Below are 15,188 nucleotides of genomic sequence, written 5' to 3' on the forward strand. Positions count from 1 at the left end.
TTAACCCCGGACCCCGATGCATTTCGCTTTCCACCTCGGTAAGTTCAATTCGCATGACCGCCGCACAAGAAGACCTTGTACGCGAAGCCATGAACACCATGAATTCCCCTTGCCGACTGGATACACCGACCGTCGACGACGGCGCCGCCATCTGGCGCATCGCCCGTGACTCCAAGGCGCTGGACCTCAACTCCTCGTACAGCTACCTGCTGTGGTGCCGGGACTTCGCCCGCACCTCCGTGGTGGCCCGCGACGGCAGTGGAGAGCCAGTGGGGTTCGTGACCGGCTACGTACGCCCCGAGCGGCCGGGGACCCTGGTCGTCTGGCAGGTGGCGGTGGACCACTCGTACCGCGGCCGGGGACTCGCCGCCGCGATGCTCGACGGGCTGACCGAGCGGGTCGCCGCCCTCGGCATCGACCGCGTCGAGACCACGATCACCCCGGACAACGACGCCTCCAACCGGCTGTTCACCTCGTACGGAAAGCGGCACGGCGCCCCGATAGAGCGCGAAGTGCTGTTCCACGGCGGGCAGTTCCCGGACGGGCACGGCACCGAAGTGCTGTACCGGATCGGCCCTGTCCGGGCCTCCCGGTGAGGTCCTCTCATGCGGGGGCCGCGCCCCCGCACTCCCGCTGACGCACCCCCCACTCCCGCTGACGCCGCAACACACCCAGCTCACAAGGAGCATCACGGTGACCATCACCCCGCCCGAACTCAGTGTCTTCGAGTCCCTTGAGTCCGAGGTTCGCAGCTACTGCCGCGGCTGGCCCGCGGTGTTCGACCGCGCGCAGGGCAGCAGGATCCACGACGAGGACGGGCACACCTACCTCGACTTCTTCTCCGGTGCGGGCGCACTCAACTACGGCCACAACAACCCCGTACTGAAACGCGCGTTGCTGGACTATCTGGAACGCGACGGGATCACCCACGGCCTGGACATGAGCACCACAGCCAAACGCGCGTTCCTCACCACCTTCCAGGACGTGATCCTGCGACCGCGGGACCTCGACTACAAGGTGATGTTCCCCGGCCCCACCGGCACCAACGCCGTGGAGGCGGCGCTGAAGCTGGCCCGCAAGGCCAAGGGCCGCGAGGCGATCGTCTCGTTCACCAACGCCTTCCACGGCATGTCGCTCGGCTCGCTCGCGGTGACCGGCAACGCCTTCAAGCGGGCGGGCGCCGGGATCCCGCTGGTGCACGGCACCCCGATGCCGTTCGACCACTACCTCGACGGGCGGGTGCCGGACTTCCTGTGGTTCGAGCGGCTGTTGGAGGACCAGGGGTCCGGCCTCAACCAGCCCGCCGCGGTGATCGTGGAGACCATCCAGGGTGAGGGCGGCATCAACGTCGCGCGCGCCGAGTGGCTGCGCGGCCTCGCCGACCTGTGCAAGCGCCGCGACATGCTGCTGATCGTCGACGACATCCAGATGGGCTGCGGTCGCACCGGCCCGTTCTTCTCCTTCGAGGAGGCCGGGATCGTCCCGGACATCGTCACCCTGTCGAAGTCCATCAGCGGCTACGGCCTGCCGATGTCGCTGACACTGTTCAAACCGGAGCTCGACCTGTGGGAGCCCGGCGAGCACAACGGCACGTTCCGCGGCAACAACCCGGCCTTCGTCACCGCCACCGCCGCCCTCGACACCTACTGGGCCGACGGCCAGATGGAGAAGCAGACCCTGGCCCGCGGTGAGCAGATCGAGGCCGCGCTGCGCGACATCGCCCGCGAACACCAGCGTTCCGGTGCCGAGTTCCGCGGCCGTGGACTGGTCTGGGGGCTGGAGTTCACCGACAAGCAGCGGGCCGCCAAGGTGTGCGCCCGGGCCTTCGAGCTAGGGATGCTGCTGGAGACCTCGGGACCGGAGAGCGAGGTCGTCAAGCTGCTGCCCGCACTGACCATCAGCCCCGACGAGGTGGACGAGGGGCTGCGCACCCTCGCCCGCGCCGTCCGCGAGACCGCCTGAACCCGCATCGCGTAGCAACCGCACAGAAAGGCACCGCACCACCGTGATCGTCCGATCGTTCAAGGAACTGGAAGGCACCGACCGGCATGTGAAGGCGGCCTCGGGCACCTGGGAGAGCAAGCGCATCGTCCTCGCCAAGGAGCGCGTCGGCTTCTCCCTGCACGAGACGGTCCTGTACGCGGGGACCGAGACGTCGATGTGGTACGCCAACCACATCGAGGCCGTGGTCTGCGTCGAGGGCGAGGCCGAGCTCACCAACGAGGAGACCGGTGAGAAGCACTGGATCACGCCGGGCACGATGTACCTCCTCAACGGCCACGAGAAGCACACGATGCGTCCCAAGACCGACTTCCGGTGCCTGTGCGTCTTCAACCCGCCGGTCACCGGAAGGGAGGACCACGACGAGAACGGCGTCTACCCGCTGCTCACCGAGGAGGCCTGAGCGATGACGACGATCACCGACCTGTACCCGACCCGCGGCGCGGCGGAGGTCAGCACCCCGCGCCAGGATCCGGTGGTGTGGTCCACCGCGGCCACCTCGGGCCCGATCCAGCCGTCCGACCTGCGCGGTTACGACCGCGACGGCTTCCTGACGGTGGACCGGCTGCTGGCGCCGGAGGAAGTGGCCCGATATCGCGCCGAGTTGGACCGTCTGATCGCCGACCCGGCGGTACGGGCCGACGAACGCTCGATCGTCGAGCCGAAGTCCCAGGACATCCGGTCGGTCTTCGAGGTGCACAAGATCAGCGAGGTCTTCGCCGAGCTGGTCCGTGACCCCCGGGTGCTCAGTCGCGCCCGGCAGATCCTCGGCTCCGAGGTGTACGTCCACCAGAGCCGGGTCAACGTCAAGCCGGGCTTCGGGGCGAGCGGCTTCTACTGGCACTCGGACTTCGAGACCTGGCACGCCGAGGACGGTCTGCCGCGGATGCGTACCGTGTCGGTGTCGATCGCGCTGACCGAGAACCACGACACCAACGGCGGCCTGATGATCATGCCGGGGTCGCACCGTACGTTCGTCGGGTGCGCGGGTGTGACGCCGAAGGACAACTACAAGCAGTCGCTGCGGATGCAGGAGGCGGGGACGCCGTCGAACACGGCGCTGACCGAACTGGCCCAGCGGCACGGCATCAAGCTGTTCACCGGCCCGGCCGGTTCGGCCACCTGGTTCGACTGCAACTGCATGCACGGCTCGGGTGACAACATAACCCCGTTCCCGCGCAGCAACGTCTTCATCGTCTTCAACAGCGTGGAGAACACCGCGGTCGAGCCGTTCGCCGCACCGGCCCCGCGCCCCGGGTTCATCGGGGCACGGGACTTCACGCCGGTGCGTTGAACATCATTCGCCAGCGGGCCAGTTGAAGCTGCTGGGGATCTTCACCTGGGCGTTCGCCGGGCCGTAGACAAGGGCGATCTCGTCGTGGGCCTTGAGCTCGATCGCGGCGGGATCGCCCTTGATCTGCTTGCCGTTGACGTAGGCGTGCAGTTCCTTGCCGCCCTCCGCCTTCAGTCCGCCGAGCTGCTGCGGGCTGAGGGCGACGTTCCACTCGGTCATGAACTGGCCCAGGGTGAAGGCCGCCTTCACCGGCGACTCGATGTGGATCACGCCGTCCGGGGTGTGGGTGTGCAGCGGGCTGATCCGCTGCTGCTTGGCGTCGATGCCGATGAAAGCGGGGACGGTGACCGGCTGGCCGTTCACCAGGATGTCCAGGTGCGTGTGGATGTGCATCACCTGGCCCTCGGCGCCGAGCATCGGCAGCTGGGCGGCCTGGGCGCGCGCACTGGCGTCGGCCGGGGCGTCCCACGGCGGTGCGGTGGTACGGCCCTGCGCGGTGGTGCGCGGGGTGGCCGGGACACCGGCTCGGTCGGTGCCCTGCGAGGCCGAGACGCTGGGCCCGGTCTTGCCGGAAGCGCTGCCGCCGTCGGGGCCGCACGCGCAGAGCGTGAGGCCCGCGGCGACGGTGAACACGGCGGCGGCGGTACGGAGCGCGGTGCGGTGCGTACGTGGCGAGTGGTCTGTGCGGTGAGACACGGCAGGCGGTCTCTTTCTGTGCGGCTGAGTTGCGGTACGGGCCCGAGCGGCGCCCAGGATAGCCGCACCGCACGCCCAGTTCAGTGGTACCGCTGGCCGTCGACGCGTCGCGGCAGACCGAGCGGATTGTCGTCCCGCAGCTCGGGCGGCAGCAGCGCGGGCGGGGTGTCCTGGTAGGTGACCGGACGCAGCCAGCGCTCGATCGCCGTACCGCCGACCGAGGTCGAGACCGATGTGGTGGCCGGGTAGGGCCCGCCGTGGTGCTGCGCGGGGGCGACGGCGACGCCGGTCGGCCAGCCGTCGACCAGGACACGTCCGGCGAGCGGGGTGAGCCGGGCGATCAGCTCGGCGGCCGCGCCCTGTTCCCCGGCGGCCTCCGCCGCGGACAGCTGGACGGTGGCGGTCAGGTTGCCGGGCAGCCGGGCGAGGACGGCGGCGGCCTCAGCGTCGTTCTCGTAGCGCGCGATGACGGTGACCGGCCCGAAGCACTCCTGCGTCAGCAGTTCGTGGGGGCCGTCCTGGGTGAGCCGGAACGCGGGGACGGTCAGGAAGCCCGGCCGTACCGCATTCGCACCGTCCTCACCGGGCTCGACGGGCGCGGCGACGTCGCGCAGCCGGGCACGCTCCCGCACCCCGGCGAGGAAGTGATCGCGCATCCGGCCGTCCAGCAGCACACCGGAGGGCGCTTCGGCGGCGGCCTCGGTCAGCGCCTTGACCAGGCGGTCGCCGTCGGCACCGGCCGGTGCGAGGACGAGTCCCGGCTTGGTGCAGAACTGGCCCACCCCGAGGGTGAAGGACGCGGCGAGACCGCTGCCGATCCGCTCGGCGCGTTCGGCCGCGGCGGCGGCGGTGACGATCACCGGATTGAGGCTGCCGAGTTCGCCGTGGAACGGGATCGGCCGCGGCCGGGCGGCCGCCGCGTCGTACAGCGCGCGCCCGCCGGGGATGGAGCCGGTGAATCCGGCGGCGCTGATCAGCGGATGCTCGATGAGGTCGACACCGGCCTGGAAGCCGTGCACGACCGTGACGGTGTCCTCCGGCAGCCCGGTCGCGACGGCCGCGCGGCGCAGGATCGCCCCGCACAGCTGCGAGGTGGCCGGATGGCCGGGATGCGCCTTGGCCACGACGGGGCATCCGGCGGCCAGCGCGCTTGCGGTGTCCCCGCCGGGGACGGAGAACGCCAGCGGGAAGTTGCTGGCCGCGTAGACGGCGACGGCCCCGAGCGGCACCTTGTAGCGGCGCAGATCCGGGCGGGGTACGGGCAGCGCGTCCGGGTCCGCGTGATCGATGATCACGTCCAGGAAGGCGCCTTCGTCCACCACGTCCGCGAAGGCGCGCAACTGGTAGGTGGTACGGGCGAGTTCACCGGTCAGCCGGTTCGCGCCGAGCGCGGTCTCGGCGTCGGCGGTCGCCACGACCCGCTCCCGCTCCGCCTCCAGCAGGTCGGCCGCGGTGCGCAGCAGCGCGGCGCGAACCGGGCGGTCGGCGAGGGCTGGGGCGGCGGCGGCCGCTGCCCGTACCGCCGTGTCGACCTGGTCGGCGGTGGCTTCCACGGTCACCTGCTCCCGCTGCTTCCCTGTGCGGGGGTCGACGCTCCAGACTGGTACGGCCACCGGTACAACCACCGTGAACCTCCAGGGCTCCCTCAACCAGAACATTGCCTGTTCGGTATACTGAACGCCGTCTTCGTTTGTGAATCCTGTGGGGAGCCTACTGGCGGCGCCCCACTCGGACAAGAGGGGTCGGATCATGACTGTGGGCGAGGGCGGCGGGTCCCAGGTCAAGTCGGCGGTCCGCACCGTGGAGTTGCTGGAGTTCTTCGCGGGCCGCCCCGGCATGCACAGCCTCGCCGCCGTACAGGAAGCCGTCGGCTACCCCAAGTCCAGCCTCTACATGCTGCTGCGCACCCTGGTGGACCTCGGCTGGATCGAGACGGACGCGACCGGCACCCGCTACGGCATCGGGGTCCGCGCCCTGCTGGTCGGCACCTCGTACATCGACGGCGACGAGGTGGTGGCGGCCGCCCGGCCGACCCTCGACCGGCTCTCCGACGACACCACCGAGACCATCCACCTCGCCCGCCTCGACGGCACCAATGTGGTGTACCTGGCAACCCGTCAGTCGCAGCACTATCTGCGGCCGTTCACCCGCGTCGGCCGCCGACTGCCCGCGCACAGCACCTCGTTGGGCAAGGCGCTGCTCGCCACGTACTTCGACGAGCAGGTGCGCAAGATGCTCCCGGAAACCCTCGATCCGCTGACCGAGCACACCATCACCGACCGCGAGCAGCTGATCGAGGAACTGCACGTGATCCGTGAGCAGGGGTACGCGGTGGACCGCGAGGAGAACACCCTCGGGCTGCGCTGCTTCGGCGTCGCGATCCCCTACCGCACCCCGGCGCGCGACGCGATCAGCTGCTCGGTGCCGGTGGCCCGGTTGACCCCGGCCCATGAGCAGATGATCAAGGACGCCCTGTTCGACGCCCGCGACCGGCTGACGCTGGCCACCCGGCGGCTGTGAGTCGCCGTCCGGTATTGCGGCGTGTTGGCGTCGGCCGGGTGGCTGTCAGTGACCCGGGCTACCGCGATGCTCAGGGAGTTGCCGCGACTCTCGGGCGTTGACGCCCTGTCAGGCAGCACCGAACCTGCCGATGCTGGTCGGGAACGCCCGTCGGGCACACTGCACTTGAGGGGCACAGCCCCGTGCGTGGTTCGGAATGCGACCTGATCTCCGAACGCTAGGCTCGTGCGCATGACTGAGTTTGTCCAGGTAGCGACGGCGACCGAGAGTCGCGACGAAGCGGAGAAACTCGCCCGCTCGGTGGTCTCGGCCCGGCTGGCGGCGGGGGCTCAGATCATTGGGCCGGTGATCTCCGCGTTCTGGCATGAGGGCGAGTTCGGCACTGGTAGGGAGTGGCAACTACTCCTCAAGACCCGTGCTGATCGGTACGCCGATCTTGAGGCACATTTGTTGCAGCACCACCCATGGACAAACCCAGAGATCTCGGCTGTGCCGATCGTCGCGGGGTCGGACGCGTGCCTGCGGTGGGTCGAGCGGACTACTGCGCCAGACGATAGGGGCTGACCTCACATTGCGGCCTTCTCCAGGGTCTCGGCCACCAACGGCAGTTCCCGGTGGGCGCTGAGCTGCTGGAGGGCAGGCGCGATGCGCTGGCGCGGGCGGACTGACGCCACTGCTGCTGACAACTCCATTGCGCGGCCGGTGATGGCTGCGGCTTGCTCGACTTCTCCGGCTGCTAGGTACGAGTCGGCCGGCCACGACAGATACAGGGCTTAGTCGCGTGCGTTGCCGGTTGCGCGTGCCGGGGCTGTCTGTTGTTGCGCTGCGTGCCTACGCGATCAGTAGGTACCGGTAGTCGTTGAGTACCGTTCGAACCTCCGGCACGTCTTGGAAGTCCTGCAGACGGCGTAGCACGACGCGCGAGCGTTCGGCGGTGCGTGCGCTGGCAACCTCAACCGCCGTGGAGACGACGTGATGGGCTTCTGAGGCTGCTTGCTCTGGTTCGTTGGCGTCGACGAGAGCGACCGCGAGCCACGAGCGGTACAGGGTGATTTCGCGCGCGTGGGTGGAGTCATAGCGCATGAGTACGTCGGTGAGCAGCGGTACGGCACGCAGTGGTCGGCGCAACTCGGTGTAGACGCGGGCTTCCATCACTTGCAGCTCGATGCCGTCGACCCAGTAGAGGTAGGCAGGTTCTTCCTCTTGGGAGTGCTCGGCCAACGCCGCTTCTGCTTCGCCAAGGGCACGCATGGCGTCTTGGGCGTCTTGAGCTTTTGTGTATGCCCAAGCCAGTCGGTCGAGGTACAGCGCGCGTGCCCGAGGAGGCGCCTGTCCAATGGCTTCTTCAACGGCCGCTTGTGCCATCGTCACGGCCTGGCGTGCGTCACCGGTGTTCGCTACTTGGTACGAAAGGGAGCTGAGGAGGTTCGCGGCCAAGGTGGCGTCTCCGGCGCTGTGCGCGGCGGACAGACCCACACGGTAGATGCGCTCTGCCTGCCTGTGCTCGCCCGCGTCGGACGTGATCCATCCGGCGATCTGTGCCAGTTCGCCAATGGCGCGCAATAGCGCTTGGCCGGTGTCCTCGGGAAAGGTGCTCTCGCGGTAGAGACGGATGGCCGACTTCAGTTCTCGCACAGCGGGGGGCAGCAGGTCACGCCCCGCCAGCACGTCGTCGGCCAGTCGCAATCCATGAACGCGAGCAACGAGATCTTGCACAGTGCCCGCGCCGATGCGCTGGCCCGTCTGGGCAACCAGCGGCGCCAGGAGGTCACCTTCGGGGAGGAAGTCCGCCACGGTCGGTGTTACGGGCCGGACGTTGTCGGGCCACCGTGCGGGAGCTGCCGCGCGTTCAAGGTCGGCCAGTGGCATCCCGGCAACCTGGGCGATGAAGGGTAACCACGTCTCCGGTAGTCGTTCACCGCGCTCCCAGCGGCTCACTTCGTTACGTGTCAGCGTCTGCACGCCGGACAGGGCACACAGCAGCTCTGCGAACTCCCGCTGACTCTTGCCCGTCGAACGGCGCAGCCGGGCAAGGTGCTGCCCGAACCGCTGTCTCTCCCTCACCGCTGGCCCCCTTTCTGGCCCCCCCGCTGCGCCCATTGTGGCCCCCGGCGCGGCCTCCTGTCTGGCTCCTCTGCGACTCAACGGTGAGCGTTTCGATGGGGTCACGTGGCCGCAGCTCTGAAAGAGCACAGACCCCGGCGACCGCTGACACGGCCCCGGGGCATGGCCAACCTGACGGAAGCAGGCTGACATGACAGACCTTATCGGCCGATGGTTTGGAAGGGGCAGGGCGTGGTTGACGCCTCGATCCCCCGGTCGTCACTCGCGCGTCTACCAGCCTCCGGCTGATCCCGCGCGGGCCGAGGTGCGGCGGGTACCGTACCGGTCGGCGATGTTGCTGGATGGGGAAGCGCTGGCCATCGTGCGCCCGTATGTGCTCGCTCACGGGCGGCGGCAGCAACGGCCACGGCGGTGCGCCCTGGTGCTGGCCACGATGGGCATTGATCTCGGCCCCCGCATCATCCACGGTGCGGAGGTGGCCAGGTGATCACTCCACCCCTGCCGTACCAGGATGGGTGCGCAGAGTGCGGGCGGCTGAAGTCCGCTGAGGCAACGGCGCGGCTGAGGCGGAACCCGAGCAAGGAAGTGGACTACCGGGTGCTGGCGCGGCGTCACCTACGGACGGTTCACGGCGTGGTGTCGGTGGTCCGTCCATGACCGACGAGATCGAAGTGCAGGAGAGCGATGAGATTCCTCGGTCGGCGGTCGTTGACCGGTCGCTGATCGAGTACATCCCTCCTGGTGGAGAGGTTCCGCCGTGCCCCTTCCCGTGTTCGATCTGCGTGGAGAAGGGGCGGCAATGAGGCGCACGGCGGCCCGTCTGGGCCGGTTCTCCGATGCGGCGTTCATCTTCGTGATCGCGTTCACCATGGGGTTGACCACCGGCCTGTCGATCATCAGTACCCCCTACCACTTCCCGTGAACGCCTGCTCCGGTCGCCGTGAAGCTGCCGGTGATCGGGGCGGGATAGAAGTCCCCCGGTGGGGTCTTGCCGGAGCAGGGGAAGGCCGTTCCCCGCACTGAGCTGTCCTCCCGGTGCCCCCGATACCGCCTCGGCGGGTTGGGCGGTATGAACACCCGTCCGGTTACCGACCGGCAGGGGTCAGCAAGTGCACCAACGGTCACACAACAACCGCGCAGCGTGGGACGCTGGCCTCACGCCGGAGCCGACAGGAGTGATCGCATTGCGCCCACAGCCAGGATGCGGCGGCACCATGCAGGACACCGGCCAGGGCAACGAGATGTGCTCAAAGTGCGGGTATATCGAGCTTAGTTGATTGGAGTCCGATGAACGCCTCTGAGGTCGAGGAACTGTACCGGTCCATCCAACGGTTCCGGGGCACACCATGCGTCAAGTGTCGCAGCCATGACACGTGGCCCCTGTCTACGACTGGTCAGGATATCCAGCCTCTGCTGAACCTCCTGTGTGACGGTTGCGGACATGTGGAGACGCGACGACTGGCTACCGCCCGCTGACTATCTGGTCGGCGTTGATGACCTCGATCTCGGAGCCGAAGCCGTGCTCGGCGCAGAAGTCCACGGACCGGATCAGAGAGCGGTGAGCGCCTCCCGTACGGCGGCGAGATCGGTGTCGGAGGCCAACCCGGCGTGGTAGAGCCGGAGTTGGTTGGCGCCCAGCTGAGCCGCGTGCGCCGCGTCGGCGGCCAGTGTCCGGGGACTGCCGCCCATTCCGGAGACGACGGTGAAGTTCGCGGCGATCACCTGGCGCCGCGCGCCGAACGGCGCCAGCACCGCCGCACGCTCCGCCGCTCCTCCCGTACAGGGCAGCACCACACCGTCCGCATGATCCAGTACGTCCGCCGGATCGACCCCGACGTTCGCACCGCAGCGGTGCGCGGCCGGATCGGCGTGCAGCAGCACCTGGAAGCGGGCGGCGCTCGAAGCCGCCCGCACCGCGGCGACCGCCGCCCGCTGGAACCGGCTGGCCACCTGGTGGCGCCAGGCCAGGGTCAGCGCGGCGGCATCCGTCCCCAGCAGTTGCTCGACCTCGCTCCACTCCCCCGCGCGGTCAGCGGGCCCCGGACCGCGCTCCCCCGCCCAGACCGGGGCAAGCGCCGCCCGCACCGCCAGGCGCAGTTCGGCGGGGTTCGCGCCCAGCGCCGTGTACCCCGCGCAGCACACCTCGCAGAAGCACAGCGACATCAGATAGCCCGCGCCGCCGCCGAGCGGCACTCCAGCGGTCTTGTCGTGGGCGTGCAGATGCGCGAGGCCGTACCAGCCGCAGGACTCCAGCTCGACTCCGGCGGCGCCGGGGCGCGCGCCCGCCTCCGCCGCCAGGTCGACCGCGTAGCGCTGCACTTCCGGCCGGGCTATGCACAGCGCCCAGGGGTAGGTGTCGCCGTACGCGTTGCGCACCCGGACGTCCGGAAACTGCTCCCCCAGACGGGAGTTGTGGGCCAGTACAACCCAGCTGTGCACGTCGATACCGGCGGCGGCCAACGCCTCGGCCGCCTCGTTCCATGGATCGGCCGCCGGTAACCACGCCTGCGGATGCGGACGCAGCCGCCGGCCTCGCCAGCGCTCGGCGGACGGCGGATAGAGCACCGCCGAGTGGCCAGCGGTGATGACACGATGCCGGGGATGGCGCGGGGTCAGCGCACGGGTGGAGTGGTAGGCGGCGGCCAACGTGACCTGGCTGACGCCGAGTTCCGCGATCCGCCGCGGTCCGTCCGGGTCCCCCACCACATCCCATGGATACAGGAAGACCGAAACCTTGGAGGCTCGGGCAGCGCTCCCCGGGGTGAAACCCATCAGCTCTCACCCAGCAACGCCAGCCCGCGTTCGATGAGTTGCCCCAGCTCCTTGATGTGCGCGGCCGACGGCTCGGTGAGCGGTGGCCGAACCTCGCCGACCTCCCCACCGCGCAGCCGTACCCCCGCCTTGACCAACGAGACCGCGTATCCCCTGCCCTGGCCGCGCAGTTCCACCAGCGGCCGGTAGAAAACGTCCAGCAGCCGGTTCACCGTGGCGTCGTCGCCGGTGGTGAGGGCGCGGTGGAAGGCGAGGGCGATCTCGGGGGCGAAGCAGAACACGGCGGAGGAGTACAGGGTGATGCCGATGCCGCGGTAGGCGAGGCCGGTGAGTTCGGCGGTGGGCAGTCCGTTGAAGTACTGGAAGTCCCGCCCGGGCAGCGCGGTGCGGACCGCGGAGACGATGCGCTGCATGAGGTCGAGATCGCCGAGGCCGTCCTTGAGACCGATGATGTTCGGCACATCGGCCAGTCGGATGACGGTTTCCGGGGTGAAGACCGCGTTGTCGCGCTGGTAGACGATGAGGTCGAGCCCGGTGCCGGCGGCCAGTGCCGTGTAGTGCCGCAGCAGCCCTTCCTGGTCGGGGGCGACGAGGTACGGGGGCATGGCGAGCAGTCCGTCGGCGCCCGCCCGCTCGGCGAGCGCCGCGTACCGCAGGGCGAGCGCGGTCCCGTATCCCGTGCCCGCGACCACCGGCACCCGGCCCGCGGCCTCCTCGACGGCGGCGGCCACGCAGTCGTGGAACTCCTCCGGGGTCAGCGCGTGGAACTCACCGGTGCCGCAGCACGCGAAGACCGCGCCCGCACCCGCCTCGACACCGCCGCGCACATGGGCACGGTAGGCGTCGAGATCCAGCTCACCGTCGGGGCCGTACGCGGTCACGGGGAAGAACAGCAGTCCGTCAAGACGCTCGGCCAGCGGCGCTGCGGTCATCGAGACACCCCTATCGTTCTGCATTGTGATTCACGTACATATGCGTGAACGAGGCCAAGCTAGGGCAGCCCCCTGCGGCCGGTCAAGCACTCAACCCGCTGCCGAGGGCGGCAATATCCCCATGCATGCACACACAGGCAAGCATCCTTGACGGCAGCGGCTACGGCTCTCTAGTGTCCACGAATGTGAACGCTGTCCATGGATGAGACTGAGATCGAACCGAGGAGACCGCCGATGCCCGCTCCCCGTACCCTTCTGCTCACCGGCGCCGCAGGCGGCCTGGGCAGCATGATGCGCGGCCTACTGCCGGACCACGGCTACGAGTTGCGGCTGTTCGACCTTCTACCCATCTCCGGTGAACCGAACGCCATCACCGCCGACCTGGCCGACAGGGACGCCCTGCGCGAGGCGGTACGCGGCGTCGACGCGATCCTGCATCTCGCCGGGATCTCGCTGGAAGCACCGTTCGAGAAGATCCTGCGCGCCAACATCGAGGGCGTCTACAACCTGTACGAGGCCGCGCGCGCCGAAGGGGTGCGCAGGATCGTCTTCGCCTCCAGCAACCACGCCGTCGGCTTCGTTCCACGACCCGTCGGCGACGACCCGCTGATCCCCGTCGAGATCCCGCACCGCCCGGACACCTACTACGGGCTGTCCAAAGGGTTCGGCGAGGATCTCGCCTCGCTGTACTGGCACCGGCACGGCATCGAGACCGTCTCGGTGCGCATCGGCTCCTGCTTCCCCGAGCCGACCACGGTGCGCATGCTGTCGCTCTGGCTGAGCCCGGCCGACGGTGCCCGGCTGTTCCACGCGGCGCTGACGGCCGAGAACGTCGGGCACACCGTGGTCTACGGCAGCTCCGCCAACACCCGCCTGTGGTGGGATCTTTCACCGGCGCGCGCACTCGGATACGAGCCGCAGGACGACTCCGAGCAGTACGCCGCGGAACTCATCGCCAAGCACGGCGAACTCACCCCGGACGATCCCGACCACACCCATCTCGGCGGCAGCTTCTGCACCCGTCCGCCCATGTGGCCGCACTGAGCGGCGTTCGCTAGCCGCGCCCGGCCGAGGACCGCGCCTTGAACGCCGCCTTGCGGGCTTCCTTCGCGGTCTTACGGTCCGGGTGCAACCGGCCCATCGCCTCCAGCACCTCGGCGGTCGACGGGTGGTCCACCCGCCAGGCCGCGTCGAAGAAGCCATCGTGCCGGGCCACCAGATCGCGCACCAGGTCGCCCAGCAGCTCGGGGTCGTCGTCGACGTCGAGCTGCGCGGCGATGGTATCGATGGTGAGCCAGAAGACCATCGCCTGATCGGGCGCCGGCACATCCGCGGCGCCGCGCTCCACCAGCCACACCCGGGCGAGTCCGCCCAGCTCACGGTCGTCCAGCACCTCGCGCAGCGCGGGCTCGGCATCCGTCCCCAACCGGCTGAGGGTCTGCTGGCAGGCGAGGCGCCGCGCGGGCGCGCCCGGATCGCTGCCGCGTGCGGCGGCCAGCAGTTCCCGGGCGGCGTCCACCGGCGAGCGCCTGGCCAGCCAGTGCTCGCCCTCCACGTAGGCCGCCGCCTCGGGGTAGGAGACCAGCGCGTCGAGGAGTACAGCGGCGTCCTGTCCGGCGAGGTCGCCCAGCGCGGGGGCGTGCACCCCGGCGTCGGCCAGCCGATCGCGTACGCCCAGTACGCCGAGCGGGGTCAGGCGCACCATTCCGTACCGCGAGACCTCCTCCTCGCCCAACTCCTCGGGCAGTTCCCCGGCGGCCTCCGGCTCCTCCGCCGCCTCGGGGTCCTCCGAGATCAGCGCGTCGTCCACCGGCTGGTAGTCGACCAGACCGGTCGGGGCGAGCAGCCGGAAGTGGTCGTCCAGCCGCATCATCGCGTCCGACACCTCCTCCAGCACGGCGTCGGTCGGTACGTCCATGTCGTCCGGCACCACCATCGAGGCGGCCAGTACGGGCAGCGGCACCGCCCTGGCCGAGGCGGCGTTCCCGTGCGCCGTGCCGGGAGCGTCGCCGTTCGAGTCGGTGTCGAACGCCTCCAGCGCGGTCAGCAGATAGAGGTTGGCGAGCGCACCGTCCAGGAACGCGGCCTCCTCCTGCGGGTCCCACTCCGGCTCCGCCGGGCCCTCGCCGTCCAGGTCGTCGAACAGTTCGGTCAGCCCGGGCTCCGAGGCCTCGGCGACCACCGACTCCAGACCGATCCGCCACAGTTCGATGACATCGCGCGGCCCGCCGCGGGTCAGCAGTTCAAGCGCCTTGCCGGGAACGGCCGTTCCGCCCTGTTCGGACAGTTCCTCCGACCCGGTCGCTTCCTCGGCGAGGTCCACCTCCACCAATCCGGTGTCCACGGCGAACGCCCAGGCGTCGGCGGCCTCGGTGTCGCCCTCCGGCTCGTCGCCGAGTTCCAACTCGACGACCGCGCGGGCCAGTTCGTCCTCGACCAGTTCGGCGGTCGCGTCAATGCGCACCTGCGGCGCGGCCCACCGGGCGAGCCGCACCGCCCGTTGGAACAACGGCGCGGCGAGCGCGAGCCGCGCGAGTTCGACGTCGGGAAGCAGCCGCACCGGCGGCATGTCGCGGCTGTCAGCAGCCATGGGGGGTGTTCTCCTCGTACGAGATAAGGACCGGGACCGGAATCCGGAGGCGCGCGAGCGCTCGCGTCCCAGCCTAGACGTATCGCGCGGGCTGCTGCCCGATTCACCTCTTCCGGACCCCTATTACCCCAGACCGGAACGCACATTACGGTACGCGAGCTCACTCTTACGGTAGGCGAGTACCGATCGCGGACAGAACCTGACCGCAAGGGTCCGTAACGTTCTTCTCACCGAAGCCGACAGGGACAGGGAAGGTGACCGGGATGCCGGCTCCAGGGTGCGGCTGGGTGCGGCACCGCCGGGCTCCGCTGCTCGCCGT

Annotated in this window: 16 protein-coding genes; 10 read left to right on the plus strand and 6 right to left on the minus strand. The window is 69.5% G+C overall.

Features of this window, described 5'->3' with window-relative positions; all coding sequences use genetic code 11:
- Window positions 1-53: 53 nt before the first annotated feature.
- The 4 genes from ectA to thpD all read left to right on the plus strand — a co-directional run bounded on the left by ectA (window position 54) and on the right by thpD (window position 3,295).
- Window positions 54-596, plus strand: coding sequence for a diaminobutyrate acetyltransferase (gene ectA / locus P2L57_RS14660; RefSeq protein ID WP_275813993.1), 543 nt, complete (start codon window positions 54-56; stop codon window positions 594-596).
- 97 nt (window positions 597-693) lie between these two features.
- A complete protein-coding gene (ectB, locus tag P2L57_RS14665) occupies window positions 694-1,962 on the plus strand; it encodes a diaminobutyrate--2-oxoglutarate transaminase (RefSeq protein ID WP_275813996.1) in 1,269 nt (422 codons plus the stop codon).
- 43 nt (window positions 1,963-2,005) lie between these two features.
- Complete coding sequence (locus P2L57_RS14670) at window positions 2,006-2,404, plus strand: ectoine synthase (RefSeq protein WP_275813999.1); 399 nt, start codon at window positions 2,006-2,008, stop codon at window positions 2,402-2,404.
- Between the two features lie 3 nt (window positions 2,405-2,407).
- Complete coding sequence (gene thpD, locus P2L57_RS14675; protein WP_275814002.1) at window positions 2,408-3,295, plus strand: ectoine hydroxylase; 888 nt, start codon at window positions 2,408-2,410, stop codon at window positions 3,293-3,295.
- 3 nt (window positions 3,296-3,298) lie between these two features.
- Here thpD and P2L57_RS14680 read toward each other — a convergent pair whose 3' ends face one another.
- Window positions 3,299-3,991, minus strand: coding sequence for a hypothetical protein (locus tag P2L57_RS14680; RefSeq protein WP_275814005.1), 693 nt, complete (start codon window positions 3,989-3,991; stop codon window positions 3,299-3,301).
- Between the two features lie 80 nt (window positions 3,992-4,071).
- Entirely contained in the window at window positions 4,072-5,604 is a 1,533-nt protein-coding gene (locus P2L57_RS14685; RefSeq protein WP_275814008.1) for an aldehyde dehydrogenase (NADP(+)), read from the minus strand.
- Between the two features lie 136 nt (window positions 5,605-5,740).
- On the opposite strand from P2L57_RS14685, the gene P2L57_RS14690 reads away from it, so the two are divergent.
- The gene (locus P2L57_RS14690) at window positions 5,741-6,511 is read left to right on the plus strand and encodes an IclR family transcriptional regulator (protein WP_275814011.1); all 771 of its coding nucleotides are present in this window, start codon (window positions 5,741-5,743) and stop codon (window positions 6,509-6,511) included.
- Window positions 6,512-6,742: 231 nt separating this feature from the next.
- The gene (gene cutA, locus P2L57_RS14695; RefSeq protein WP_275814014.1) at window positions 6,743-7,075 is read left to right on the plus strand and encodes a divalent-cation tolerance protein CutA; all 333 of its coding nucleotides are present in this window, start codon (window positions 6,743-6,745) and stop codon (window positions 7,073-7,075) included.
- Between the two features lie 267 nt (window positions 7,076-7,342).
- Here the strand turns inward: cutA and P2L57_RS14700 are convergent, their stop codons facing one another.
- Window positions 7,343-8,575: a helix-turn-helix domain-containing protein gene (locus P2L57_RS14700; RefSeq protein WP_275814017.1), complete on the minus strand. Its 1,233-nt coding sequence runs from the start codon at window positions 8,573-8,575 to the stop codon at window positions 7,343-7,345.
- Window positions 8,576-8,906: 331 nt separating this feature from the next.
- Here P2L57_RS14700 and P2L57_RS14705 point away from each other — a divergent pair, with 331 nt between their 5' ends.
- The 3 genes from P2L57_RS14705 to P2L57_RS14715 all read left to right on the plus strand — a co-directional run bounded on the left by P2L57_RS14705 (window position 8,907) and on the right by P2L57_RS14715 (window position 9,497).
- Window positions 8,907-9,062, plus strand: a complete 156-nt coding sequence (locus P2L57_RS14705; protein ID WP_275814020.1) for a hypothetical protein — start codon at window positions 8,907-8,909, stop codon at window positions 9,060-9,062.
- Window positions 9,063-9,228: 166 nt separating this feature from the next.
- A complete protein-coding gene (locus P2L57_RS14710) occupies window positions 9,229-9,378 on the plus strand; it encodes a hypothetical protein (RefSeq protein WP_275814023.1) in 150 nt (49 codons plus the stop codon).
- Window positions 9,375-9,497, plus strand: coding sequence for a hypothetical protein (locus P2L57_RS14715; RefSeq protein ID WP_275814026.1), 123 nt, complete (start codon window positions 9,375-9,377; stop codon window positions 9,495-9,497). Before P2L57_RS14710 ends, P2L57_RS14715 begins: the two co-directional genes overlap by 4 nt.
- 626 nt (window positions 9,498-10,123) lie before the next feature.
- On the opposite strand, the gene P2L57_RS14720 is transcribed toward P2L57_RS14715, so the two are convergent.
- Window positions 10,124-11,347: a hypothetical protein gene (locus tag P2L57_RS14720; protein ID WP_275814029.1), complete on the minus strand. Its 1,224-nt coding sequence runs from the start codon at window positions 11,345-11,347 to the stop codon at window positions 10,124-10,126.
- Window positions 11,347-12,279, minus strand: coding sequence for a 5-dehydro-4-deoxyglucarate dehydratase (locus tag P2L57_RS14725; protein WP_275814031.1), 933 nt, complete (start codon window positions 12,277-12,279; stop codon window positions 11,347-11,349). Before P2L57_RS14725 ends, P2L57_RS14720 begins: the two co-directional genes overlap by 1 nt.
- A 234-nt stretch (window positions 12,280-12,513) precedes the next feature.
- Between P2L57_RS14725 and P2L57_RS14730 the strand changes: the two genes are divergently transcribed.
- The gene (locus tag P2L57_RS14730) at window positions 12,514-13,323 is read left to right on the plus strand and encodes an NAD-dependent epimerase/dehydratase family protein (protein WP_275814034.1); all 810 of its coding nucleotides are present in this window, start codon (window positions 12,514-12,516) and stop codon (window positions 13,321-13,323) included.
- A 10-nt stretch (window positions 13,324-13,333) separates the two neighbouring features.
- On the opposite strand, the gene P2L57_RS14735 is transcribed toward P2L57_RS14730, so the two are convergent.
- The gene (locus P2L57_RS14735) at window positions 13,334-14,869 is read right to left on the minus strand and encodes a hypothetical protein (RefSeq protein ID WP_275814038.1); all 1,536 of its coding nucleotides are present in this window, start codon (window positions 14,867-14,869) and stop codon (window positions 13,334-13,336) included.
- Between the last annotated feature and the right edge of the window lie 319 nt (window positions 14,870-15,188).

Origin of the sequence: Streptantibioticus ferralitis (assembly GCF_029223525.1) — a bacterium.
GTDB lineage: Bacteria > Actinomycetota > Actinomycetes > Streptomycetales > Streptomycetaceae > Streptantibioticus_A > Streptantibioticus_A ferralitis.

What these genes read in the sequence shown, in the direction of transcription:
- P2L57_RS14710 (WP_275814023.1), top strand. Translation starts at nt 9,229, where the DNA reads ATGACCGACGAGATCGAAGTGCAGGAGAGCGATGAGATTCCTCGGTCG.
- P2L57_RS14725 (WP_275814031.1), bottom strand. Translation starts at nt 12,279, where the DNA reads ATGACCGCAGCGCCGCTGGCCGAGCGTCTTGACGGACTGCTGTTCTTC.
- P2L57_RS14715 (WP_275814026.1), top strand. Translation starts at nt 9,375, where the DNA reads ATGAGGCGCACGGCGGCCCGTCTGGGCCGGTTCTCCGATGCGGCGTTC.
- P2L57_RS14735 (WP_275814038.1), bottom strand. Translation starts at nt 14,869, where the DNA reads ATGGCTGCTGACAGCCGCGACATGCCGCCGGTGCGGCTGCTTCCCGAC.
- P2L57_RS14730 (WP_275814034.1), top strand. Translation starts at nt 12,514, where the DNA reads ATGCCCGCTCCCCGTACCCTTCTGCTCACCGGCGCCGCAGGCGGCCTG.
- P2L57_RS14690 (WP_275814011.1), top strand. Translation starts at nt 5,741, where the DNA reads ATGACTGTGGGCGAGGGCGGCGGGTCCCAGGTCAAGTCGGCGGTCCGC.
- P2L57_RS14720 (WP_275814029.1), bottom strand. Translation starts at nt 11,347, where the DNA reads ATGGGTTTCACCCCGGGGAGCGCTGCCCGAGCCTCCAAGGTTTCGGTC.
- ectA (WP_275813993.1), top strand. Translation starts at nt 54, where the DNA reads ATGACCGCCGCACAAGAAGACCTTGTACGCGAAGCCATGAACACCATG.
- thpD (WP_275814002.1), top strand. Translation starts at nt 2,408, where the DNA reads ATGACGACGATCACCGACCTGTACCCGACCCGCGGCGCGGCGGAGGTC.
- P2L57_RS14705 (WP_275814020.1), top strand. Translation starts at nt 8,907, where the DNA reads ATGTTGCTGGATGGGGAAGCGCTGGCCATCGTGCGCCCGTATGTGCTC.
- cutA (WP_275814014.1), top strand. Translation starts at nt 6,743, where the DNA reads ATGACTGAGTTTGTCCAGGTAGCGACGGCGACCGAGAGTCGCGACGAA.